The following is a 23165-nucleotide window of genomic DNA, read 5'->3' on the forward strand; positions in this document are numbered from 1 at the left end:
GGAGCCCGACGTGAGGAGCGCGGGCGATGTCCAGATCCAGGGGAACCTACTTCTTTAAAGAGGCGATAGACGATCAGCAGGAGGATCGCCCCACCCACGGCCATCAAGAAACTTCCCAGATTGAAACCGGTGACCTTCCCAAGCCCCAGGAGAGACTCCACGAATCCGCCCACGAACGCGCCCGCGATCCCGAGCAGGATGGTCACGATGATCCCGCCGGGGTCCTTGCCCGGCATGAAGAACTTTGCGACGGCACCAACGAGGAGCCCCATCACGACCCAGGACAGAATACCCATCTGGCACCTCCCGATCTTCCGTTCTGCCGCCACCCTCGGACCCGCCGTGGCGGACTCCCGCAGGATACTGCGGAAAGCAAAGGGACGTGGGCCCGCCTTGGCGCACGGTGACGATCCTCTTCGTCTCGAAGGTCCTCTTCACGGAGAGAGCGAAACGGAATACGGCGGCATCGGGTGTCACGGGCGGAGGCTGGACCTTTCAGACGATTCATGTGCGGAGAACGCCCCGCACTTCGTATTCCAGCTCGAGGATCGCACTGCGGATTTCTTTCCATGACACCCCTGTTAGACCAAGAACACCTCGTCCCAACAGGACTCGCGCGCGCAGCGGACGTTCGCCTTCATCGGATCTCTCGGCTTTTCATGGCCGGCTCCTCGCGCCTTTCTGGCGGGCGTTACGGATGGGGGTAGAGGGTGTTGAGCCTTGGGGACGCCGGCAGGTACAGCACCCGGACGGGCCATCCCGGCCGCAGGGCGGGCGGATTCAGCGTCGCCACCCGGCCCTCGTAGTGACTTCCGCCGACTTCGAACCTGTATGCGATCGTCCACGGATGCCGCCGGTTCACGCGCACCATGGGATTCCTTTCCACCGTTGCCACGCGGCCGAGGACAGGCTCCCCGACCCGAAGGACCTCCACCACCCGTCCCGCCACTCGGTGTCGCCGGGACAGGCCCGCGACGCCGAGGGCCAGGAAGAGGATGCCGAGGACGAGGAAGGGAACTCCCACGAAGGCCGTAGGAATCGCCAGCGCCAGGAGCGCGCCCAGGAAGGTGAAAATCCCTCCGAGGAGGGTGAAGATCCCCGCCCCGATGGCCCAGCCGTCCGAGGCCATGAGGCGCCAGGCGTACCGGCCCGAAATGGCCCGAGGGGGTGGAGGCGGCATCGGCGGGTCCCCGCCCGGCCCCTCGGAGGGAGAAAGGCCCGGTTCGACCAGGGGTCCCCCGCATTGGCCGCAGTTCGAGCGGAATGCCACGTAGCCCGTGCCACACCAGGGACACACGATCCGACTCATGGGGGCTCCGGGGCCTGTGGCCCTCTCCGCCGCATGGGCTCTCCTCGGGGATCCGGGCACCCTCAACCCGGAGGGAGGAGTTCGGGCGGAATCGGGTTGCCCTCCCGCTCGGTCTCCCACACGGCCGCGGCGATCCACCAGCGGGAGCCGTCCCAGAAGAGTTCCATGGAGTTCACTCCCCGGCCCAGGACGGGCCCGTCCTTCGCCCTCCTGATCTCGTAGGTCGAGAAGACGTGGGCGATGTTTCCAAAGCGCCTCGTCACGCGGTGGATCTCCGTTTCGTAGAAACCCCGCTCCACCAGCCCCGCATCCGTGCGGTCCACGTACTCCTGGTGCGAGGTCACCTCGGGAACGGGAGTTCCGTCCCGGTTCGCGGTCATGGCCACGAATCGGACACCGGGGATGTACAGCGTCCGGTCGCGTGCCCACTCCCGCGGGCGGCCGGCGGGCCCGCTGATGACTTCGTAGAAGGCCCCGATGATGCCGTCCAGCGTGGACACGTCGCCGGGCCGCGCCTCAATGGCGGGGACGCGGACCGCCGCCTCCTCCTCCGGAGCGGCCGACCGCAGCGGCGCGCAGGCCGCCACCAGAGTCAGGACCAACGCCGCCGCCGCTCCCCGATCAAGACGCCCCATCCCGCTCATTCCCGGCCTCCCATTCCGTTGCGCCTGCCTGCCAAGGCGAATCGTCACGCCTCGAAGCAGGTTCCCGTCCTCAGGTCCGAGATCCGCCCGCCCATCGTCTTCTCGAGGATCTCGAAGGCCCAGTCGCCGGTGCAGTGCCCGGTGTAGGTCATCCCGACGGGATGGTCGAGCACGGCGCGGGCCAGATCCTCCACCGCGCGCCGGCTTCCCGCAAGGAGCCGCAGGGGAGGCGCGGTCACGAGGTGGAAGCCGCCCACCACGGCCCGGATGGGGATTTCAGGAAACGCCGCGGCCACGGTCTCGATCATGTTGAGGATCCCGCTGTGGGAGCAGCCCGAAAAGATCACCAGGCCCCCCTCCTCTTCCATGGCCGCGACGATCTCGTGGGCGAAGTCGTCCGGCCGAAGGGCTCCGTCCTTCTCCACGAAGAGCCGCCGGTTCCCCACCGGCCGGGGATGCCGCCCCGAAATACGGGGAAGGAGGTGGACGCCTGGGAGAACCTCGCTGCGCTCCGTGACAATCTCGAAGCGTTCCGGATATTCGCGCACGAGCGCCGCGTCCAGGCCCACCCTCTTTTTCAGAAAGCCGTACAGCCGCCCGACGCACTCTCCATCCGGCGGGGCGCCCATGTAGACCTTCGCCCGCTTGTTGACCTCGAAGAAGCGCCTCAAGCCCCCGCCGTGGTCGTAGTGGTGGTGGGAGAGGACCGCCGCCTCCACGGAGGAGAGATCCACCGAAAGGCGCCTGGCGTTGTCGGCGAAGGCACCGGAACTTCCCGTGTCGAAGAGAAGGCTCCGCCCGTTCACCTCCACGTGGAGCGCCAGGCCCCATTCCGAGGCCAGGCGCGCGTCCGTCGCGCTCGGCCGGTTTTCGATCAGCGTCGTCACCTTCACGGCAATCTCCCTCACTCCCTGGCGGAAAAAGCAGGGTGAAAAGCCACCCTGCCCCGCAAAGGACCCTCCCTCAGCGGCAACCCCCGGGACACCTCCGCCGAGTCCCTTCGGGGACGAGAGCCGGCAGAGGGCGGAACCCGAAGCGCCCGTGACAGACCGGCTCTCCCACCCCGAAGCACCCGAGGGCGCCCGGGGCCCTCAACCGGTCCAGTCCCTCGCGGACGAGGGCCCTGCCGATTCCGCGGCGGTTGAGGTCGGACAGAACGGAGACCGACCCCAGTCCTCGCCTGCGGGGCGTGCTGTCGGAGATGGAGCCGGGCGAAAAGGCGATGTGGCCCATCACCCGTTCCCCTTCCTCCGCCACGATCCAAGGCATCAACGCGCCGGAAGCCCGAAGCGCGCGGACCATGAAATGCTCCGTGTGCCCGCTGATGGCGAGGGAATCGAAGGCCGCCGCGGTGACCCCGGTGATCGCCTGGTGGTCCGAAGGCCGATCGTCTCGATGAAACACATTGCGCGCCGATGTTTGGACAGGTTTCTCGGTTCAGGGTTTTCCGCCTGGCTGCGCCGCCGCCAAATCCTCAGGCCCCGGTCTCGAAACAGGGAGCCAATCTCGACGCCCACGAGCCGCGCCGCGGGCGCAGTCGGATCTCCGTCAACCCGCCTTCCACGCCTCGTAGATCATGTAGGCGCCCGTGAGCAAAACAAAGACGCCAAAGGACATCTTCAGGGCGGGTCCGGAGATTCGGACCGCGAAGACGGATCCGACCCAGGCCCCCAAGATGCACGCCAAGGCGATGATCGCCGCGGCCCTCAAGTCCACGAAGTCGTGGTGGTAGTACTCCAGAACCGCCGCCAGACCGATGGGGGGAAGGAGCACCGCCAGACTCGTGCCTGTCGCCTTGTGGGCGGGGAAGCCAAGGATGTAGATCAGCGCCGGGACGATGATGACTCCGCCTCCGATGCCGAAGACACCGGACAGTACGCCCGCCAGAAGCCCGACCAGAAGGAGCAGGAAGAACTCCGGAGATGCGATCATGGGTGCGACCCTCCCGGGCGCGCTCCCCTCCTAGCGCAAGGAGTGGAGGCCGAAGAGGTTTCCCTCGGTGTCATAGGCCAAGGCGATGAACCCGTACTCGCCGATGGACATCTTCGAGCGCTCGACGCGTCCCCCGTGGGCGGCGATCCGAGCCTCTTCCACGGCGCAGTCCTCGCAGCTGAAGTAGACGAGGACGCTGTTTCCGCCCGAGGGGCACCCGGCCATCCGGACGAGGGCGCCGCCAGCGCCGTTCGCGGCCATGTCCATGTCGAAAGCCCACATTTCCGGCTCGGGCATGTTCAGGCGCTCCAGTTTTCTCTGGAGGACGCCCTCGTAGAAAGCCTTGGCCCGGGCCATGTCCTGCACGTAGATTTCAAACCAAACGACGGGATTCCCGCTCATGGAGTCCTCCGTGGGTCAGGGCGCGACCGTACATGAAACGCCCGGGGGAGACGGCGGCTTCCCCCTTCGCCTCACACCGTGCTGGGGGAACGTTCTTCCCTTCGCGCCTCGGCTTCCATCGCCGAGGCGATGTCCACGGGCACTTCGGGGAGGCGGAAGAACTCCACGAGGGCGAAGAGGGAAAAGAGAGCGAATCCCGCACGGAAGGTCGCGGCGTTCTGGTGGAACCCGGCATCTGTGGCCACGAGCACCCAGGCCATGGCCACGACCTGGAGGGTCCACCTCAGCGCCAGGCGGGGCCGGGCCGCCTCCCTCGTGTCCTTCCACATGAAATACAGGAGATCTGGAAAGGCGAGGTACAAGAAGGTCCACGCGCCAAACGGCTCACCGGCCACGTTTCGGGCCGCGGCGGAGTACATGAACAGCAGGAGGGCGACGAGGGCCAGGCCGGAGGCCGTCCGCCTCCATCCCGGCTGGGTCGCCAGCCGAGCCGACAAGGCCAGGAACGGCGACCCGTGGATGTAGAGGCACTGGATCTGAAGCACCTCCACGAGCATGGCCTCGGTGACGCCGGGAACGACGAGGAGCCGGCTTTCTCCGAGCTCCAGGTATTGCGCCGCCAGGACCCCGAAGGGCGCCGCGGCGAGGAGGGACCGCCACTTCGGCCGCTTCAGCAGCAGGGTAAGGAGACGCCCCGCGAGCTGGACACCGGAGAGGGACCGCGCCAGCCCGGTGGCCCTTAGAATCTCCCGGCCAAGACTCAGGCCCACGCCGACCATGATCAGCGAGAAGGGAAGCCCCACCAGAAACCCGGCCACCGGATTGTGCCCCTTCATGGAGGGCAGAAGCCCCACAGCCGCGGCGAACACCAGGCCCCCGCCGGGGATCAGTACGAGGACCAGGATGAGCCGGCGCGTGATTTCCTTCACCGACAAGGTTCGGTCCTCCCCCTCCCGCCCGAGCGCTCCACGCTCGGCGGGCGACCGCTCCCGGAACCTCTTGGATGGAGGCCCTTCCCAGAAAGGACTTCAGGCCGGGCCGGCCTCGCAGAGGGCCTTGAGCCTGGCCAGGGCGCGGGGCCAGGCGTCCTCCATGAACTCCACGAAGTCGCCCGGGACGTCCAAGTCCACCGTCAGGTCCGTCGAGGACCCCGCGGGGGATAGGGTGTAGTTCTCGTGGGCCGGCACCCAGGCCGCGGCCTCTTCGCCATCCGTGACCTCCACTCCCTCCTTGAGAAGCCCGACGTGACGGATGGAGAGGAACCGGTGGGGCCGGTTCTCGGCGATGACCGACACGATACCGCTCCCGCCGGGACCGAGGAAACGCATGCGCGTCCCTTCCTCCCAGGAGCCTTCGAAGGTGGAGCCCTCGCAAAACTCGCCCGCCCAGACCCGGTAGGTGGGGAGGGAGAAGAGGGTGTTCCAGACCACCTCGGGAGAGGCATCGAACCGGGTGCTGTATCGCAAATGCTTCATGGGGGGCCTCCCGGGGCGGGCCGTTCCCGTCGGAGGGGCCCGAGCGGGCCGGCGCTCGCCTCGCCGCGCGACGCGCGCGGCACTACCCAACCCAACGGCATCCCTCCGAGGAAATTGCGCGTCTCGGGTTCATGTCACGGGAACACATCTTGCGTTGCAGCCTCTACGGTTCAGCCGCTCCCCCTCCGCGGTCTGCCCGGCTCCGATCCGGCAGAGTCGCCCCGAAACGCCGGATCCTCCAGAAGACGGGGACGAGCCCCAAGAGGGGGCCTCCGACGTAGACCGGCGCCCAGGGGCTCTCGGGCGGAGGCGCGACGGGCCACGTGGCCAGCGCGAAGGCCGTGAGAAAGAGGCCGAAGAGAAGGAGCGCCTTCCCCCCGTGGGCGTTGACCGCGAACCAGTTCTCCTCGGAGACGAAGGCCTTCCGCGTGCGGACCCCGTACCAGTAGTTCATGGGGACCTTGCGGAGGACCAGGGGCACGGCGAGGGCCGACGTCATCAGCCCGATCCCCAGGTGAACGACCTGCACGGAAACCGCCATGACCTCCTCCTGACGCCCGATCGACCGCCTACTCGAAGAGGCGGGCGTACCCAGAGTAGGGCAGGAGGGGGACGAGGTCGAAGCGGATGAGCCCCCGCCGCGCCAAGGGAAGCCCGCCCAGTGCGGCCTCGGCCTGGTCCCGGCCCTCGCACTCCAGCACGAGAACCGCCGTGCGACGATCCGCCCGGAAATAGGCCTCCCGCACCACGCCCGCCTGCTGGAGGTCCCAGAGGCTCCGCGCCTCTTCCTTGAGGTGCGGCGCGAAGTCCTCGGTCCGCGCCCCCTCCGATTCCACTTCCATCGCGAGGAACTTCACTCGGGCCGCCTCCCTGACTCGTGGGCCATCCTGGCCGATTTCCGTCTCACCGGGCCGCGCCACCGAACGGCGGGCCGAGCGATCGGGCTATCCCCGCCTCAAATCCTTCTTGGCGGACTTGAGGAATTTGCCGAAATCCCGGTCCTTCTGCCGCTTTTCGGCGCGGGACAGGGCATAAAATTCGGATTCCTCCCGGAGCTGGATGAAGTGGCCGTACTCCTGAGGGCTCAGGGCGCCCTCCTGGACGGCCTCGCGCACGGCGCAGCCGGGCTCGTTCTCGTGGCGGCAGTCCCGGAAACGGCAGCGCGAGGAGAGCCCGGTGATGCCGGAGAAGGTGTCCCCGATCCCGCCCTCGGCCTCCACGACTCCGAATTCGCGCATCCCCGGATTGTCGATGACCAGGGCGCCGCCCTCCAGGAGGACCAGCTCGCGCCGCACCGTCGTGTGCCTCCCCTCCCCCGTGGCGCTCACCTCCGCGGTGGGGAGCCTCTCCCTTCCGACCAAGGCGTTGAGGACCGTGCTCTTCCCCACCCCCGACGAACCGACGAAGCAGTAGGTCCTCCCGGGAAGCAGGGCCCGTTTCAACTCCTCCACCCCTTCCCCGGTGACGTGGCTCAGGGTCCGCACCGGCACCGCGATCCCCGCGGATCGGATCTCGTCCACCTGAGAGGCCAGGACCTCGGGCTTCACCAAGTCCGTCTTCGTCAGCAGGACCCACGGCTCGGCCCCACCTTCCCGGACCATCACGAGGTAGCGCTCCAGCCGGTGGAGGTTGAAGTCGTAGTGGCAGGACTGGACGATGACCACGGTATCGACGTTGGCCGCGATTTCCTGGGGCTCGCCGGAGCCGCCCGCCGCTCTCCGGCGCAGGACGGTCTTTCTCTCCAGGAGCGCGCGGACCAGCCCCACGTCGTCCTTCGGGCTCTTCTCCGCGCACACCCAGTCCCCCACGCAGGGCCGCTCCCTGGACGCCGCTTGTTGATAAAGGAACCGGCCCGCCAGTTGTGCCCGGAAGGTCCCGGACGGGACCATGAGCAAGAGCCGGTCGCGGTCCACCGCCGCCACCCGGGCGAGGGTGTCCCCGGGCTCGCACGACGCCCTTTCCTCAAGCCACTCGTTCCATCCCAACGGGATCAGGTCGGTGCGCCGGATCGCCATGCCTTTCTCCGGAAGCCTTCCTCAAAGAGGCTCCTCGGCAAGATGCACATCCTCCCACGAGTTCGCTACCGACCGCCACCAACGTGCCACGGGACGCACCCTACGTAAGGGAGCCTCCCGCGCCGTCGGGCGGTGCAGCGACTACGCCGCCTCCCAAACGTCCGTCAAACGGTGGGTACATGGACGGTGGGCGGTCCAGATCGATCCGTTCCACATCGGCCCAGGGCACGTAGGCCGGGCTCGGGCGACCCTCGACGAAAACCAGCAGGCCCGCGTTGTTCTCGCCGAGGTCGCCGGCGGGCTCGAGGGGCAGGACCTCGCCGCTCCAGAAGGTCACCCTGGCGCGGGCAGGGCCGGCCTCCCCGCCGCCCGCCTTCGCGATGGAGGCGACCAGGCCCAGGGGGATGAGGTAGTCCACGCCCGCCGACGGGGCGTCGAGGGTCTCGGTGGTCTCGCTTTCGTCGAGGTCGAAGACGATCCGGCCCGTCAGGCGCCGTGCGCTTCGGGTGGTGACGGCGCCCGTGAGCGGACGACCCGGCGGAAAGTCGCCGTACGCCGGACCGCTGCCGCCGGGGTTGAAATCCACGCGCTCGAAGGCGTCCCAGGAGACCAGCACCCGCCCGTAGCGCGGGTCCTCGACGTAGACCCCGCGGTTGCCGGAATCGACGTCTCCCGCGCCCGAGAGGTCCACCTCGCGGCCGTCCGCCCGCGTCACCCGGGAGCCGCCGCGCGGGAGGCGCGCGATGGAGCGGATGGAGTCGAAACGCAGGCTCAGGGAGCCGTCCGCGGCGCGGCCGTCGAGCGTGTCGGAACCGGTGCACTCCTCCCTGTCCCACTGGATGAAGCCCGCGAATTCGCCCGTCCGGGCGCGCACCGTTCCGCGCAGGCGCGAGGGGACGGCGTCGGAGGGGGGGCCGGGAGGAACTCGACGGCGCGGATCAGCAGGCTGTCCAGTTGGACGATTCCGCGGTCGCGGTCCCACACGCGGAGTCCGTCGTCGAAGTCGCTGGCCTCCATGCGGTCGAGATCGAAGGCGCTCCCGCTCTTGAGGACGACCTGTACGATTCGTCGCCGCGCCTCGATGCGCGCGATGTCCCCGAAGCGCGCCATGAAAGGCCGGAGGAGACTCATCGGACGCTCGCGCCGGAGGATCTCCAGACCGAACACCTCGATGGCGCGGTGCTCCCTGGGCCGGTTCTTCGACGGAACGTGAACCAGCCAGGGGTTCTCGCGCTTGGAGCCGTTGAAGGTGTCGCCCCAGAACGCCTCCTGGCCGCCCCCCCAGCGCATCCGGCCCTCGTACACCGTGCCCCCGACGGTGGTGATCCGGCCGTACAGGAACCCACGGGCGTCCGCGTCCACCTCGCGGGCCCCCGGCGAAGGGCCCGGAGAAGCCGCCGATGTCGGGACCCCGGAGCATTTCGCCTGCTGCCTCCGATCGCACCGCGCCGCCGCCAGGACGAGCAGGGCGAAGAGGACGGACGCGATGCCCAGGATCGCCCACGCGAGGGAGGCTCTTTTCATCGTCGGACCTCCGCAGAAGTCAAGCGCTTCCCGCCCGGAATCGGGCCGCCCCGCCCGCCCGCGGGAGAGCGAGTCCGGTCCTCACGCCTCGTGTTCGATCTCCGGGGGCAGCAACACCCACGGGTGTTTGCGTTCCACATACACGGTCACGCGGGGAGCCGGAAAGGACGGGTCTGCGAAGGCGCCCACGGGGATTCCGAAGTACTCCTCGAGCCCCTCCGTCTCGTAGTACACGGTGGCCCCGCAGCGGGGACAGAAGTGAAAGGTGATGGTGCCGCCGTCGTCGGGCTCCCTCGTGAACGCCCTCGATTCGCCGCTCGGGGCCACGTCTTCCTTGCGGAAGCGGGCCTGCACGCCGAAGACGCTTCCGGTGCGACGCTGGCAGGCCAGGCAGTGGCACACCGAGATCCGGACCGGTTCCCCTCGGACCCGGGCCGTCAGCCTTCCGCAGCTGCAGGAAGCCAGCCTGTCCCCCATGCGCTCTCCTCGGGCCAGCGAGCCGGGCCGGTCCGTGGAAGAAACCGAAGCGCGCCGGCAAGAGGCGGGGTCCGCGTCGGAGGGACGCCGCCTGCCGGCCCTCGGCAACCCCGAACGACCCGACCCCATCGAGCCGGCCCCTCCGCCGGCCGTACTTTCGAAGACCCGTCCTTACGCGGGGCGCACCTCGAAGACGCACCGCTTGCTTCCGGAAAGCTTCGATTCCAGAAGGGTCACTTCGACCGGTTTTCCGAAGACGGCCTCGAAGGATTGCTTTTGATACCCCACGGAGCACTGGCACCACACGGCCGGCATGCGGCGGCTGTCCACCAGGGGGCAGCCGCACTCACCCTCGGCCACGGAGACGGTCAAGACGCCCTTCTCCTTGTCCCAGGAGGTTTCCGTGCCCCAGTTCTCTCGGATGGCGGCCCGGTACCCTTCCAGGTTGCCCTTGAATCGCTCCCCCGCCTGGCCCAGCTTGGCGCACTCCCGGCCGGTCTTCTGCAGGATCCCCGCGCAGGCGGCGGCCGGCGCGTCCTCGGCCATGAAGCCGATCATCTTGGCCAGCTCGTACCGGACGAAGGCCAGCCGCTGGTCCGATCCGGCCGATTCTCCCGCGAACACCGCTCCGGAGATGGGCAGGACGTTCAGCACACACCCGCACGCGCCCATTCCGCACAGCCCTTTGAGGAACTCCTTGCGGTCCACCTGTCCTCCCTTCCGGATGGCGCCATCCCCCCCCCGCATCCGTTCAATTCTTTACGCGGGCGGTCCGAAGAAGGTTTCCCCCCGAGCCGCCGCCGGGCGCGCTCAGGGCGTCCTCTCCTTCGCCACGGTCGCGAGGGTCGCCATGGCCTTGGACACGAGGACTCGGCCGGAATCGGAATGACACCATACCTCCGATTCGACCACCGTGAGCATCCGGCCGGGCTTGAGGACCTTGGCGACGCACTCCAGCACCCGGCCTCGCGCGGGCCGCAGGAGGTGGATCTTGAATTCCGCCGTCAGGACGATGTGGCCGGGCGGCGAGAGGGTGGCCGCCGCGCCCCCGGCGGTGTGATCCGCCAGGGTGGCCTGGACCCCGGCGTGGACGAAGCCGTCCTGCTGGAGGTGCCGAGGCTGGAGAACGAGGCGCGCGGCGCACTCGCCCTCTCCCGCCGAGACCGCCTCGATCCCGAGGTCCGAGATAAACGGCGCGGACCCGAAAATGCGCTTGAGTTCCTCGACCTGCTCGTCTTTCACTGGAGCCTCCCAGGAACCACGGAACGCGGCGCGTCGCCGCAGGCGGTCGGCGGGGCGCCCCCCTTGTTCAATTGCTCTTCCTTGGACCCTTTATGCTCCGGGTTCTCTTGAACTCGCGCTCTTGAGGAAACCAAGTGTACGTGTCCGTGCCCTCCCACGAAGCACAGCACGTAGGATCATTCGGAAGATAAACGTTGTACTGGATGGTGAAGGTCTTCTCATCCAACTTGGCGAGCCGGATCCCGTACAAGTGGCCCACCGTCTCGAACACCCTGCGCAGGCGACCCTCCTTGCATCCGTACATCAGCGCATGCCCCCAGGTTCCAGTGCCCGTCAGGTGGCTGGCGTTCAGGTTCAAAAGACGGAAGGCAACACCGGGCTCTGGATGCAGCGTGAGGTCCTGGTTGATCGTGATTTCCCAATCGCTGCGCAACGGCTGTCCATCCACGACTTCTCCCCGGGGTATAGCCCTTTCCCGCCGAGAGCTGGATGGGGCCGAACTCAGGTACATGGATCTTCCTATTCTCGAAGTCGATCTTCTCGATGTCCGCGCAGGCCGGGACCGCACCCCACGTCACACCGGCCGGGATGGAAAAGAGAACCATACCCAAGAGCAACCTAGCCTTCACACAGTGCTTGATCAAGCCATCCCACCCTTCCCGACCCGTTTCCAAGAATGCCATCGAGCGCCGCGTGGCCCGCGCCAGGGCCCCATGTGCCAGGCGACGCCACGCCCTCCATGCCGGAGTGCTTCGTCTGGGAGGGACGGCGGCCCGCACGCCGCAATCCTTCGCGGGCACGGCCTTTTCGGCCTCCCTCAGGCAAAGCCGCCCGCCCTCCGCTCCGGTGCGACATCTTGTTTGGCCCGGCTATTCTCCTGGTGCATTGAACATCAGGCTTTCTTCCGGCACGACGCCGTTTATCGTCGGATTGTAGGTCGTCACCGTTTTCGTGGAGAAGCTCGGGAACGCCATCGTCTTTTCAATCTTCAACACGAGGCGGCGGCTCTTGCTGATCCAAATGCTGAGAGGAATGCGCCGATCCTGGGCATCAAAGTACCCGTTGATTTGATAGCAGTCTTCCCCGGCCACCGCTTCGTCCGCGCCGCGCCGGGGTTCCAAGAGATCGGTCAGTCGTCTCCCCATTGTCTCGTCAGGAAGCAGGAGAACAGGGATCGTATGCGCGGAACCGGAAGACACGCCCGTGGCACGAGCGAGAGCGAGAGCGAGGGAGTCGTTTGTCTTGATTCCAGGCATGACGTCCCACCAGGACTTCACGTCGCCGGCCTTGCGCCATATTATGTAGCTGCGTTCTTTCTTGAACTGGTCCTGATCGGTGTATTGGAAGCGAAAGCGATCAGGACGCACGAAGGCCGTCTTGAACTTGATTTCCACCGTTCTCGTCCCATCGGTCTCAAAAAAGGTCTTGATCACACGTCCCTCATCTTGATACGACTTGCAGGAGGCATACGTCTGCGCCATGGCCGCCAAGATCTCCTGGGCACTTTCCGGATCTCCACCCCTCGATTGCCCAAACACCGAGGAGGTTGCCGCGACCAGGAAGGCCGCGAACGGAACGAGCGCCTGCAAACCACGAACGAGGGTCATGAAGGGTCTCCTCTTGAAAAACCTGCGGCTTCGACTTCAACGGATTGGAACAGCGGGCTCAAACGGACAGCGGAGACGTTCCCATGCGACACCCAATCAATATGCAGGTCCTTCCTCGTAATGCGGCCCCGCCCCCGGCGCCAGGGCGCGCAGATGCGGGGGCTTTACCTGGGAACCAACGCCCTCACGGTCAGGTGCCAGCTGCTTTCATCGAACCATGCGTACGGTCCGGGCATTTGGACATCCACTTCGCGGCAGAAGGCACAGACGAGATCCCGCGCCTTCCCCGAGAGCGAGACGTCAGCGATGAGCGTGGCCTCCGTGTGGGGCTGGCGGTAGTAGGTCTTGAGGATACGCCCATCCGGCTTCAGCTTCGGGTAATACCTCTGGTGCTCTGCCGGAGCAAACTGGGCCATCACTCTCTGGACTGCGTCCACGTGTTCCTGGGGCGGACCGTCGTCGCCTGCAACGGCAGCGTCAAGCCGAATCCCGAGGGAAAACAGGCGCTTTTCGAGCGTCCGGCACCCGAAGACCACGACTTTCAACTCCCCGATGGGCACGCGCCTGTCGTCGTCCGACAGGCTGCGGAGTTGTCCCGTGAAGTCGCAACAGATGGCGCGCAGCGTTTTGATCTGGGATGAACGAGGCGTCTTGTTCTTCACGAGACAACCCAACGTTGTCTTGGGCCACTTGCTTCCGGGGTTCTCCGGCCGCAGAACTCCGTGCATGGCTGACTCAACGTGGCGTTTCACGTCCAAGAGCGTGCGACTGAAGCCCTCGTAGGCCAAGGTTAGAACGCTGTTGTACGAGACGAAGAACTGGCCCGCCTGGACTTGCGTGGGTCCGTAGTGCCTCGACACGGCGCTGAATACCGCCAGGTCACTATTCATGCCACCTCTCCCTGTCTTGTCACCTGACGGCCGGTTCGGGAACCCGACTCCCTTTGCGAAGGACCACCGAACGATGGAGCCCTCTCAAATCTCCGCCCCCATTGAGCGTCTGGTGCCGAGTGAAACAGGTCTCGAGGCTGGCCATTGACGGATGGCTCGGAGGAGCGATCGCTGTGACTACGGCGCAAGGCAACCATCCTGACACGCCCACGCACTCCGACCGCACGCTCGCAACATGGGCTCCCCCAGCGAACCTATGCGCCTCGAAAGGCGGGGCATGGCTCCCAAGCGCCTGCCGCGCTTGGCTTCGGGCGGGAGGCGCCGGGAAGGGAGAAGGCTCTCGAAGCGGTTCGATCCGGATCCCGTCCTCGGCCGAGCGAATCGGGCCTTTCTCCCGCAATGGCTCGTGGCGTCGGCCCCCTATGCGTCGGCCAGCACTCTGGTCATTGCCAGCACGGTGTTCCAGCTTCGCGTGGTCAGCGACACGCCGACGACTTTCTCAAGTTGCGAAAGGAATCGGATCGCTTTCATCTCACGGCGGTACAGCCCAAAGAGGAGGTCGCCGCGCAGCGCCAGCACTTTCACGCACCACCTGCCACGAGAAGGCAGATTCATGGGAATCGTGGGGATGGCCTCCGGGCGCCTGGCCGCGACACTTGCGAAGCGCACTACATCTGGACCCGTTGGTTGACCTGCGAACGGGTCCTCGGAGGACCATTGCAGAAACTTGCGGGCATCGCGAATCATGACCTCGGCATCGAATGGAAGCCGCCCCAGGATCTCCTCCTCCAGTCTTTTCCTTGGGACGCGACTCCTGACCACGAAGGTGCCGGCCGCACCGATGTTCACCACGTCATATGGCCGCAGTTCCTCCGCAAGCGCACTGGGGCGGAATGTCCTGTGGCCACCGACATTGACGCCCTTCAGAAAAACGACCCAGGCCATTGATTACGATCTCTTGTGGCGAACACCGTGGGCCACCGCTCCCACAGCGGATCGCGGATGCCAGCCGGTGCTCCAGCGGACACCCTTCGTGCACGACAATTCGACCATCCAGAGCTTCATCCTTCACGCCCGAATCGCGTCTTGCGTCCTGAGAATCCGATTGCGGGCGGCCCTGCTACGCCTCCAGGCCCGCCGGAATCTTGCCGGCCATGCGCGCGCGGCGGTCCAGCCTCCGGCCGTCTGCGATGAAGGTCCCGTCTCCGACCGCGTGCAGGGTTCGGGTCTCCTTGCGCCCCACGGTCTGGTGCGCGGCCACCGCTTCCAGCACGACGATGTTGTGGCGCTTCACGAAGTCCACGACCCGGCACTCGATGTTGGCCAGACACTCCCCGATGAGCGGGGCCTGCACGACCGTCGCCGGAACGGGCGTCAGCCGGAACGCGGCGAACTTGTCCGTATCGGCGCCCGAACAGGTGCCCACGCCCACGACCACGTCCAGCAGATCCACGCCCGGGATGCCGAGGACGCACTCCCTGGTCTTCCGGAGGGCCTTGAACGAGTAGTTCCACTCTCCCGTCGTGATGGCCAGCCGCGGCGTGAAATCCACGACCATGGTCCAGGAGATGGTCATGACGTTGTTTCGGTTCCCGTGCCGCGTGGCCACCAGGACTACGGGGCCCGGCTCCAGGAGCGTGAAGACCCGGCTCAGACTCATCGGCCGCATGGGATTCCCTTCTCCGAACTCCCCCCGCCCCGACCTGGCCGGCTTCCTCATCACCCTGCCTCCTCGCCGCGCAGGCCCCACAGAACCACGCCGGAACAGACCAGGATGGAAACGGAAAGCGATACGAGGCCGAACACGAGGAGGTTCTCCTGCAGGGGCGTTCCCCTGCGGCCGAGCGCCGACATGGGCATCAGGGTCGCGCCCGCGTTGAGCGCCGCGGCGGCCAGCGTGGTCGCCCAGTTCGCGTAGGTTCCGTACAGCGCCGACCAGAAGGTGAGGCGCGACAGGCCCGGGGAAAGCCTGAGCCGGTGCCACAACAGGCCCAGGATGACCAGGAGCATGCCGTTCATGAGCCCCTCGAGGTGGCTCGAAAGGCCCATGCGCGGATTGCCCAACCCGGGCACCGCGAGCCCCGTCAGGAGCCCCAAGAGAAAGAGGAGGATGCCCAAGCGCATCAGGCGCCGACCGACCTGCCGAGGGGATTCGTTCATGGGCCCTTCTCCTTTCGACACCGTCCAGACCGCTTGGCCGGCGCCATGGCGGACACCATCGGCCGACGGCCGTTTTGAACCGTCACCGCAGAGGGCCCTTTTCAGGCCCTCTTCCACCCACGCGCCAAAAAGGGCCCGAAGGCCCTGCCATCCATGGCGGAGAACAGCCGCCCACCTTCCCCTGCACCGTGATGCCCCCGCCCGCTTCCTTGGTGCTGTTCCGGTTCCATTGGCCGGAGACGGCCCGGGCAAGCGGGCATACGCCAACCCGGCCGGCGGGAAAGGGCGCCCGCCTCACCCAGGCCGGATCGGCCGGGCAGTCCCCGGTCTCCCGTCACCTTCCCACGGGGCCGAGGAGCGCCTCGAAGGCCCGGCGGTCGATTCTGCTCTTCAGGGCCAACACCTCGGCCCGGCTGGGGGCGGTGAGGTCCAGCGCGATGCACGCCACGGGCGCCAGGCCCGCGGCGGGACTCTCCACCCGCAGGGTCTGCTCCTCCCGGCAGGTCCGCGCCCCGAAGACCACCCTGAGCGCCGTCCCGTCGCTGTGGAGGTAGGAGAGGAAAGTCGCGGTCTTTTCGACGTCGGTCGCGTCCGTTTCGGTGACGTCGACGCACCGGCCGCCCTCTTCGCCGACGAGATAGGGGTGCGGCAACAGGCAGGCGATCACCTCGACGCGGTCGGCCAAGGCCGCCTGCATCTCCTGCGCCTCCTCCCAGGGATTCTTGGCCTTGCCGGATCTCGCTCCGGGCTTGGTCTTGCCTTCGTAAAGAAGGTGGACCTCGCCGCGCTCCGTGAAAGCCCCTCCGGGCCACGACCGGGAGAGCAACGGTGCTCCGGCCTCCATCTCGGCGACGAAGGGCATCGTGAAGGCCGTCCCGACATCCTTCGAAGCCGCGAAGCGCGCCGGATCCGGTACCGGCATGGCAGCCTGGAGGGCCATAAGACGCGCCTTGATCGAACTCGCCTCGGCCGCCGTCAGCGGACGGCAGTCGGCGCCCTCCTCGGCGCATGGATTCCCCTGAGCCCGGACCGGCACCCCCGTCGACATCGCCAGCCACGCGCCCGTGAACACAACCGCCGCCTGGAACAGACGAAGACCTTTCATGGCCGCCTCCTGGAAAGCCACGCTTGGCCTTGATCTTCCGCTCTGGCACTCGTCGAGCAACTCCGAAGGGGCTCTTGCCGAGCCGACGACCCGCGCCGTCGCCGGTTCGGGACTCCGTCCAACCTCCGGCCAACACATCCACATCCGCACTGTACGCGGATCCGAGGGACTGTTCGGGACTTGAGGCACGGACCCTTTCCGGGGGAATGGCCCCGCGCGCACCGGCCGGTCCGATGGCCGCTATTTGTCGTATTCCGCGATGGCGCGTCCCTCGCATGTGAAGGATATTCCCTGGGCCGCCTCCACGCCGATCATGACGGTCTGAACGATGGGCGCGTTCATGGATTCCTGGGAGGTCCAGCGTACGATGAAATTCGCGCCGGAACCGCCCTGGGTGTCTTTCTCCTCAATGTAGTATTCCAGCGTCCCCAGAGGCGGGATGCGGGCGGGTTTCTCGAGATAGGACCGGATCTTCTTGCCGCCTGTATCGTGGTAGTCCACGTGCGTGACGACCAGAGAATGCCTCGGGTCGACGTTCCGGATGCTCAAGGTGCAGGCCAGATTGTATTGCCTTTGCGTCGAACCCCAGTAGATGTGGGAGTAAACGGGAACGTAAAGACTCTGGCCCTTCGACAGCTCGATCGCCTGTCTGGCTGAAAGGCTCAAGCCGAGCAGGAACCAGAGGGAAATGAAAAGACTTCCTCGCCTTTTCGCGTCCTTCCTCATTAGAGCCTCCATGAACTCCCCGATCCAACTGACTCCAAACACCCGCGCCGAAGGGCCGACGGCGAGCGCAGCGAGAACGGAACCCCAGCGAGCGAAGCGCGCTTGCGGCCGAGCGGACGAAGGCGTGGGTGGGCGTGTTCGTTCCGCTCGCGACCTTCAGGAAGTCGCGGAGGAGCCCTTGCAACAGCCCGATTGGCGCTGCACCGGCGGACACTTGACGCTTCCGTAGGAACAGAAGACGCAACAGTCGCCGGGTTTCGGCCTCAGACGCGCGCGGCAGGCCTTGCACTCGAAGAAGTAAACGCACGCGTCGGCGGGCATTTCCTCTACCGACTGAGCGCCGCACGACGGGCACGTGAGAACTGAACGGGTGACTGGGTCCATCGGTCCTCCGATTCCCCCCGACGCCGGGAGGGCCGAAACTGGATCCGCGAGCCGCCGGGAAGGCCCTCGGCCATCGCTTCAGCCATGCTCGGCGTCCCTGGGCGGGTTCAGCACCCACAGAAGCTCCCGAACGAACAGGCCGGCGGTCGCGAAGGCAAGCAGCCCAAACCCGGCCATCATACCTCCTAACGGATACAGGGCCAGCACGCCGAGGGTGCCACCCGCCCAAGACCAAAGACACGCGCGGAGAAAACCCCACTGGCGACGGCGGGTGAGACGCTCACCTGCGAGCATGCCCAGGCCGAAACCCGCGGCGACGGCGACTGGAGCGGTGAGCGTGGCCGCCAACGACGGCGGCACAGGGGGACGGGGCATCCGGATGAGCACAACGGCCAGCCACACCGCGAAGGCCAAGACACCGCCGACCCAAGCGCCGACTATCCGCAAGCACGCTCCCAGCATCGTCCGTTCACCCTCTTGCCAGCATCGTCCGCCTTACGCCGGCAAGGACCGAATCCGCACTATTTTTCCGAAGGACTCGCGAGCCAGCCCGCTTCAAGGGCAAGTACGCCGCAGCGAAACCGGGGCCTGTGCACTGCGCGGTCGAACCTGTTACGGGTTGTTCTCATAATACTCTTGTTGCGAGCGCCAGTATTCCTGATAGAATTCAACCTGATCCTGTAGACATATGTCGGAGCCGTTGAGGTAGCGCCAGTAGGAGTCTAGGATAATCCCAGACATGTCATCAGGATGGTAAATGCCGATTCCCGCAAAAAACTCGGCCAAACGTTCACCGGTCCACAACCCCCAGTTGTTCCGCAACCACATACCCAGGCCAAAATGGTACTTTATGGTGTCTTCCATGGGCGAGTTGGCATAGTAGTCACGAAACTCCTTCGTAAGCATTCGATCCAGCTCGGCAAAGGCGTCCGAAAGATCCCGGGGAATATAGACTTCTGTAGGCGACTCCGCATCGCAGGTCGGTGAGAGCCAGTACGCTGCCTCGGGCAGAGGATACTGGATCTTGATCATCTCGATAACATCCTTTTGGATGTCCTCTTTCTGGACTTCTTCACCATCCTGTGAAGCCACAGGAAGCCCGAGAGAAAAGGCGCCCAGGATCACGGTTGTCAGGAGTGCCTTGTACATTCTCACACCTCGAATGGCCTGACGCTCAGCCTCTGCGGAGGCGCGAAGCTCCGCCAGCCAACAACGGTTCTTCGATTACCTCACTCGGGCTTGAAAGATCACTGCCCCCCCATCTTCTCCTTCCACAGCCGGTTCAGATCGCCGGCTTCCTCCCGAAGATACCGGCTGGAAGATGTTTGGAGAAATCGCGTCGTCAGGGCCAGCGAACTTCGAGCCGATTCAGCCGAGACCGGGTCCGGTCAGCGGCCTTGCTAGGCCACGCTTTCGTGGCACACCGCTTCGATGTTGTGCCCGTCCGGACCGATGACAAAGGCCGCATAGTAGTTCCCGTGGTATTCCGGGCGCAGACCCGGCGCACCATTGTCTTGGCCACCCGCCTCAAGCGCCGCGCGGTAGAAGGCTTCGACTTGCTCGCGGTTTTCGGCCGTGAATGCCAGGTGCAGATGCGCCGGCGTCTCCTCGGTTTGGAAGAGGCACAATGAACAGATCCCGCCGGGAGCGCTCAGCTCGATGCCGAGCGGCCCCTCAGCGGCTTCCGTTATGCCGAGCGGCGCGAGGGCCTTGACAAAGAACGCCTTGCTCGCCGCATAGTCGCTGACCCCGAACACTACGTGATCGAACATCTGTTCTCCTTTGCTGGGTGCGCCTGCAAGAGGCCTGACGCCAGCGGTCACCGGACCCGGACTTCTTTTGCGAAGGGCATCCGAGCAAGCCCGCTTCGAAGGCCACCTTGCCGCAGCGTAACTGGGTCCGGTGCACTGCGTTGTTAGCCGCCCCCGCGTTACCTTGCAAACTACCTGTGAGTAAGGGCCTGTAGGTGCTTTGCAAGCGTGCTTTCAATTGCTGATTTCCCTCCAATAGTGTTGTCGTAGAACAGCGTGCGGAAACCGCTGATGTCGAAAGGTAGTCTGTCTCGCTTTCTGTCGCACAGCAAAATAGTAGCCTTACCCATGCCATGGGCGTAGCCAACTTCGTAGAATACGTTTGGATTGTTGGGAGTCACATCGGCGATTATTACAAAGCACTCTTGGATTGACCGCACGATATCTTCTAGAATCTGGCCGGTCGAGTAAATGTCGGCAGCTCTAATGGCCTGCAGACCGTAGCTTTCGCATGTAGGCCGAATCACCTCATTGTATAGTGCGTTGAACTCGTCAGTGTATTGAATGACAATGAAAGCAGTTGGTTTTTGAGGACGAACAGTGATCCCGCGAACCAACATTTCCTTATTGCCCTGCATAAGCAGCGCAACCTGACAAGGTCTAATCTTGTAATACGCTGTGCAGACGATAACGCTATTTATGAGGAGATCAATTCGTGATCCATTGACTCGCACCTCTACATCTATATCTGTATCAGCTGGAGGCCTTTCCCCGAAGCCAGCCCCCGCCAGAGGTTCCCACTTGTTATTGGAGAAAAGACTAATAACATATGCTGTAGCCCCAAACCCAATGCCGGCGTACACTTCTTCGCCGCTCCCGTGGTTGAACCCGACCATTAGCTGACTGTCGCGATCTTTCAATTTTACTTTGAATTGGACCGTACCGCTTTCAAATTCGTAACTGGACTTCGCCAGGCAGATCGAGAACTGCCCCTTGTTCGGACCCTCCGTTATCTTTACAGGAATATATTTGAGACCCTCAGCGGTATGGGCTATCCTGCCCATAAGTGCGATCCAGTGGGTTTGCTTCTTTCGGCTCATTGTACCCTCCTTCTCTATGCCCTATAAAAGTAACCTTCCAAGTAAGCAGGACACCAGGGCTGTTTGAATCGAATGGCGGCTAACGCCCCCGTTCAGGGGACCCAGACTTCTTTTGCGAAGGGCAGCCAAACGCGAGAGCACCTTCGAAGCAAGGCCACTCTTGCGTGCCTGGGTCCACTGCAACGGGCTGTTAGGTGTCGTGTGCCCACTACTCTTGTCTTGTGTCTTCACCGATTCTAGAGCCATCCGCAAAAATGATGGTTTGAGGAGCCCATATTACCTTGAGGTCTTTCAATTCAGCATTTTTCAGCTTATTGTGTTCGTCGGAGAACTGATTATATTTTATAGTTCCTTCCCAAGTGGCTTTTTCGCCTGCTTTTATAGGATCTGTGATCTTCAGGCGCGACTTAAATATTACATCGCCGAACAAGTCCTGAAAGATGACAGTGCCCTGAAATGCACGAATGTCCTTTGTTGACGTGTTTTGATATGCGGCCTTGATGGTAATATAGTCGTCATACCTGCTTGCGTACATGTTACTAGGTATAAAGCCTTTTTCATAGATTGCCAGTGAAAGGGACTTGCGAAGTTCAGCAGCAAGTGCCTCTTCTTTCTCTTTTGCTTCTTTGGCCAATAGTTTCTCCATATCCTCTTTGACTTTCTCTTCCGCTACATACGCCTTTTGCTCTTCAATGATCTGCTTGACGGTTTTTCCCAAAGGATTAGCTGGCATGACACCAAAGATGCCGCCAAGCTTACTGCGCATAAAGTAGCCTACTACCATTTCCTTTTCTTCAGGTGTCATTGATTTGGATTCCGCAACCGCCTTTAGAACTTCTTGCTCATTTGTCTCTGTGACCTTCATTCCTTTAGCACTCGAACAGGCAATGAATATTGCCAACAGACCGATTGTGATGACAAATACTCTTTTTCCTTTCACGGGACCCTCCCTATGAGATACTGTATCAGACACCTAACGCATATTAGGCCGACGAGTTAGGCCGTGGGGCGGCGGGTTAGCGCGATCAGCGGCGGCCTAGCACAACCGGTTTCCGTTACCATCTTCACCGACAATCCCCTGCCAATCCTACCAAAAACTCGATACACGCGTCAGGCCGACGTGTTGGCCCGACGCGTTGGCCCGCTCAACTTGGTTGGTCTTCCTCGGGCGTCACCTCCGCCCGTCCCCCTCGTGTCTTGCAAGGTCCACGGCTTCGGGAAAGACCCCCCAGATCGTCGGCGGGGCTGAGACCCCCCCCCGCCCCAAGTGAGGACATGCGTGGAGATCATCGTCGTTGCCACTCGGAGCGGCCGGGCGATTCCTGGATTTTGGGGATGTCCTGGCCGCGCTCCAGAAGGTACGTGGCGAAGCCGTGCCGAAAGATGTGGGGCGTGACGCGCTTGGCGATCTTCGCGTTCCTCGCCCCACGGCCTACCGCCTTCTGGAGCACCGACCGTGCAGGGGATAGCGCACGAGACGGCCGCTCCGGTCACTGCGCGTCGCGCTCCAGACTTGCCTGAAGCCGGACCAGGCTGTCCTGAGATACTTTGATCAAGCCGCGTCGCGGCCGGTCGATATCCAGAATCGTCGTGAGCACCAGGACAATGAGCACCGCAAAGAGGGCGTTCGAGGCAAATCTCCGGCGCCGCGTGAGTCCGCAGCGGTAACCCAGCAGGCCGAACGACGCCACGGACACCGCAAGCAAGAGAGACAGCACTGTTTCAGGCACGTGGTTGTCGAACGCGACCTGGCGCTTTTCGTGCAAATCGATGACGTTGTTGAGGGACTCCACGAACAGACCCACCGGCACGGACCGTGGCTCCTGGCTGGCCGCTTCAGCCGCCAACGCCCAGAGCCTTCGTTCGATACGTGTGGTGGCAGTTCTCGCTTGGTCAAGGCGCGCCGGATCGATGCCCGCCTCGTAGAACGCAAGTCGAGATGATACGTACTCTCGAAGCAACGCCTTGGCCTCACGTCGCTGGTCAGCGGGCAGAAACTCGGAGCGAAGAAAGGTCGTGCCGATCGCATTGGCCTCTTCGAGGACGAGCGACTTGCGGACGTCGAAGCGCGATGCCGCCATGAAAAAGGTGAAGCTCAGCAGCAGGGCGAGAAGACCCAGCAACGCGGCCTGCAGAGAATCCACATGGGCCTTATCCGACTCCTCTCCCTTGTCGCCGTGGCGCACGCCCAGGCGAAAACCCGCTTCGACCGCGACAAGGAAGCCAGCGAGGGATGCGAACAGGAAGACGATTTCACCAAGTCTCCACAGCATGTACTCTTGCTCCCGCAAGATACCGACGGCCTAACCTTGGGGCTCTCGGCGGCGCGCCGAAGCGAAGTGCAGGCGCGTCGGCCGCTTCCTGTGGTTGAGCCGTTTTGCGAAGTGACCCGCGGCCGCACGCCATCGCTGTTCGGGACCAC

Annotated in this window: 32 protein-coding genes and 1 pseudogene; all 33 read right to left on the minus strand. The window is 64.5% G+C overall.

Annotated elements, in window-relative coordinates; translation table 11 throughout:
• Positions 1-53 precede the first annotated feature (53 nt).
• The 33 genes and pseudogenes from AB1824_03630 to AB1824_03790 all read right to left on the minus strand — a co-directional run bounded on the left by AB1824_03630 (position 54) and on the right by AB1824_03790 (position 23016).
• Positions 54-296 (minus strand): annotated as a pseudogene (locus tag AB1824_03630) (GlsB/YeaQ/YmgE family stress response membrane protein).
• Between the two features lie 395 nt (positions 297-691).
• Complete coding sequence (locus AB1824_03635; protein MEW5764046.1) at positions 692-1309, minus strand: DUF3592 domain-containing protein; 618 nt, start codon at positions 1307-1309, stop codon at positions 692-694.
• Positions 1310-1371: 62 nt separating this feature from the next.
• The gene (locus AB1824_03640) at positions 1372-1953 is read right to left on the minus strand and encodes a hypothetical protein (protein MEW5764047.1); all 582 of its coding nucleotides are present in this window, start codon (positions 1951-1953) and stop codon (positions 1372-1374) included.
• Between the two features lie 44 nt (positions 1954-1997).
• On the minus strand, positions 1998-2846 hold the full coding sequence (locus AB1824_03645) for an MBL fold metallo-hydrolase (protein ID MEW5764048.1): 849 nt from the start codon (positions 2844-2846) through the stop codon (positions 1998-2000).
• 70 nt (positions 2847-2916) lie between these two features.
• The gene (locus AB1824_03650) at positions 2917-3357 is read right to left on the minus strand and encodes an N-acetyltransferase (protein MEW5764049.1); all 441 of its coding nucleotides are present in this window, start codon (positions 3355-3357) and stop codon (positions 2917-2919) included.
• 144 nt (positions 3358-3501) lie between these two features.
• Positions 3502-3885 carry a sulfite exporter TauE/SafE family protein gene (locus AB1824_03655; GenBank protein MEW5764050.1) on the minus strand — a complete coding sequence of 128 codons (384 nt, stop codon included), beginning with the start codon at positions 3883-3885 and terminating at the stop codon, positions 3502-3504.
• A 30-nt stretch (positions 3886-3915) separates the two neighbouring features.
• On the minus strand, positions 3916-4287 hold the full coding sequence (locus tag AB1824_03660) for a VOC family protein (protein MEW5764051.1): 372 nt from the start codon (positions 4285-4287) through the stop codon (positions 3916-3918).
• 71 nt (positions 4288-4358) lie between these two features.
• Positions 4359-5222 carry a hypothetical protein gene (locus AB1824_03665; protein MEW5764052.1) on the minus strand — a complete coding sequence of 288 codons (864 nt, stop codon included), beginning with the start codon at positions 5220-5222 and terminating at the stop codon, positions 4359-4361.
• Positions 5223-5315: 93 nt separating this feature from the next.
• Entirely contained in the window at positions 5316-5762 is a 447-nt protein-coding gene (locus AB1824_03670) for an SRPBCC family protein (GenBank protein MEW5764053.1), read from the minus strand.
• Between the two features lie 163 nt (positions 5763-5925).
• Positions 5926-6303: an SdpI family protein gene (locus AB1824_03675; GenBank protein MEW5764054.1), complete on the minus strand. Its 378-nt coding sequence runs from the start codon at positions 6301-6303 to the stop codon at positions 5926-5928.
• 28 nt (positions 6304-6331) lie between these two features.
• Entirely contained in the window at positions 6332-6619 is a 288-nt protein-coding gene (locus AB1824_03680; protein ID MEW5764055.1) for a superoxide dismutase, read from the minus strand.
• Between the two features lie 87 nt (positions 6620-6706).
• Positions 6707-7777: a ribosome small subunit-dependent GTPase A gene (gene rsgA, locus AB1824_03685; protein ID MEW5764056.1), complete on the minus strand. Its 1071-nt coding sequence runs from the start codon at positions 7775-7777 to the stop codon at positions 6707-6709.
• A 100-nt stretch (positions 7778-7877) separates the two neighbouring features.
• Positions 7878-8651 carry a hypothetical protein gene (locus AB1824_03690; GenBank protein ID MEW5764057.1) on the minus strand — a complete coding sequence of 258 codons (774 nt, stop codon included), beginning with the start codon at positions 8649-8651 and terminating at the stop codon, positions 7878-7880.
• Positions 8549-9301 carry a hypothetical protein gene (locus tag AB1824_03695; protein ID MEW5764058.1) on the minus strand — a complete coding sequence of 251 codons (753 nt, stop codon included), beginning with the start codon at positions 9299-9301 and terminating at the stop codon, positions 8549-8551. The genes AB1824_03690 and AB1824_03695 overlap by 103 nt, the downstream gene beginning before the upstream one ends.
• 81 nt (positions 9302-9382) lie before the next feature.
• Positions 9383-9778: a GFA family protein gene (locus AB1824_03700; protein ID MEW5764059.1), complete on the minus strand. Its 396-nt coding sequence runs from the start codon at positions 9776-9778 to the stop codon at positions 9383-9385.
• Between the two features lie 171 nt (positions 9779-9949).
• Positions 9950-10486 carry a DUF6144 family protein gene (locus tag AB1824_03705; protein ID MEW5764060.1) on the minus strand — a complete coding sequence of 179 codons (537 nt, stop codon included), beginning with the start codon at positions 10484-10486 and terminating at the stop codon, positions 9950-9952.
• 102 nt (positions 10487-10588) lie between these two features.
• Entirely contained in the window at positions 10589-11020 is a 432-nt protein-coding gene (locus AB1824_03710) for a PaaI family thioesterase (protein ID MEW5764061.1), read from the minus strand.
• A gap of 67 nt (positions 11021-11087) precedes the next feature.
• Positions 11088-11453: a hypothetical protein gene (locus AB1824_03715; protein MEW5764062.1), complete on the minus strand. Its 366-nt coding sequence runs from the start codon at positions 11451-11453 to the stop codon at positions 11088-11090.
• Between the two features lie 436 nt (positions 11454-11889).
• Positions 11890-12627 carry a hypothetical protein gene (locus tag AB1824_03720; protein ID MEW5764063.1) on the minus strand — a complete coding sequence of 246 codons (738 nt, stop codon included), beginning with the start codon at positions 12625-12627 and terminating at the stop codon, positions 11890-11892.
• 164 nt (positions 12628-12791) lie between these two features.
• Positions 12792-13517, minus strand: coding sequence for a hypothetical protein (locus AB1824_03725; GenBank protein ID MEW5764064.1), 726 nt, complete (start codon positions 13515-13517; stop codon positions 12792-12794).
• Between the two features lie 420 nt (positions 13518-13937).
• Positions 13938-14462 carry a DUF1697 domain-containing protein gene (locus AB1824_03730; protein ID MEW5764065.1) on the minus strand — a complete coding sequence of 175 codons (525 nt, stop codon included), beginning with the start codon at positions 14460-14462 and terminating at the stop codon, positions 13938-13940.
• 175 nt (positions 14463-14637) lie between these two features.
• Positions 14638-15186 (minus strand): flavin reductase family protein, encoded by a 549-nt coding sequence (locus tag AB1824_03735; GenBank protein MEW5764066.1) that lies wholly within the window; start codon positions 15184-15186, stop codon positions 14638-14640.
• A 50-nt stretch (positions 15187-15236) separates the two neighbouring features.
• On the minus strand, positions 15237-15677 hold the full coding sequence (locus AB1824_03740) for a hydrogenase (protein MEW5764067.1): 441 nt from the start codon (positions 15675-15677) through the stop codon (positions 15237-15239).
• A gap of 334 nt (positions 15678-16011) precedes the next feature.
• Positions 16012-16782 carry a hypothetical protein gene (locus AB1824_03745; protein MEW5764068.1) on the minus strand — a complete coding sequence of 257 codons (771 nt, stop codon included), beginning with the start codon at positions 16780-16782 and terminating at the stop codon, positions 16012-16014.
• A 240-nt stretch (positions 16783-17022) separates the two neighbouring features.
• Positions 17023-17508: a DUF3124 domain-containing protein gene (locus tag AB1824_03750; protein ID MEW5764069.1), complete on the minus strand. Its 486-nt coding sequence runs from the start codon at positions 17506-17508 to the stop codon at positions 17023-17025.
• A gap of 156 nt (positions 17509-17664) precedes the next feature.
• The gene (locus tag AB1824_03755) at positions 17665-17892 is read right to left on the minus strand and encodes a GDCCVxC domain-containing (seleno)protein (protein ID MEW5764070.1); all 228 of its coding nucleotides are present in this window, start codon (positions 17890-17892) and stop codon (positions 17665-17667) included.
• A 78-nt stretch (positions 17893-17970) separates the two neighbouring features.
• Positions 17971-18339 (minus strand): hypothetical protein, encoded by a 369-nt coding sequence (locus tag AB1824_03760; protein MEW5764071.1) that lies wholly within the window; start codon positions 18337-18339, stop codon positions 17971-17973.
• 165 nt (positions 18340-18504) lie between these two features.
• Positions 18505-19041 (minus strand): DUF6794 domain-containing protein, encoded by a 537-nt coding sequence (locus tag AB1824_03765; GenBank protein ID MEW5764072.1) that lies wholly within the window; start codon positions 19039-19041, stop codon positions 18505-18507.
• A 251-nt stretch (positions 19042-19292) separates the two neighbouring features.
• Positions 19293-19664: a VOC family protein gene (locus AB1824_03770; GenBank protein MEW5764073.1), complete on the minus strand. Its 372-nt coding sequence runs from the start codon at positions 19662-19664 to the stop codon at positions 19293-19295.
• Positions 19665-19834: 170 nt separating this feature from the next.
• On the minus strand, positions 19835-20743 hold the full coding sequence (locus tag AB1824_03775) for a hypothetical protein (GenBank protein ID MEW5764074.1): 909 nt from the start codon (positions 20741-20743) through the stop codon (positions 19835-19837).
• A 208-nt stretch (positions 20744-20951) separates the two neighbouring features.
• A complete protein-coding gene (locus AB1824_03780; GenBank protein ID MEW5764075.1) occupies positions 20952-21683 on the minus strand; it encodes a hypothetical protein in 732 nt (243 codons plus the stop codon).
• A gap of 346 nt (positions 21684-22029) precedes the next feature.
• Positions 22030-22194 (minus strand): tyrosine-type recombinase/integrase, encoded by a 165-nt coding sequence (locus tag AB1824_03785; protein MEW5764076.1) that lies wholly within the window; start codon positions 22192-22194, stop codon positions 22030-22032.
• Positions 22195-22233: 39 nt separating this feature from the next.
• Entirely contained in the window at positions 22234-23016 is a 783-nt protein-coding gene (locus tag AB1824_03790; protein MEW5764077.1) for a hypothetical protein, read from the minus strand.
• Positions 23017-23165 lie beyond the last annotated feature (149 nt).

This window comes from Acidobacteriota bacterium (genome assembly GCA_040752915.1).
GTDB lineage: Bacteria > Acidobacteriota > UBA4820 > UBA4820 > DSQY01 > JBFLVU01.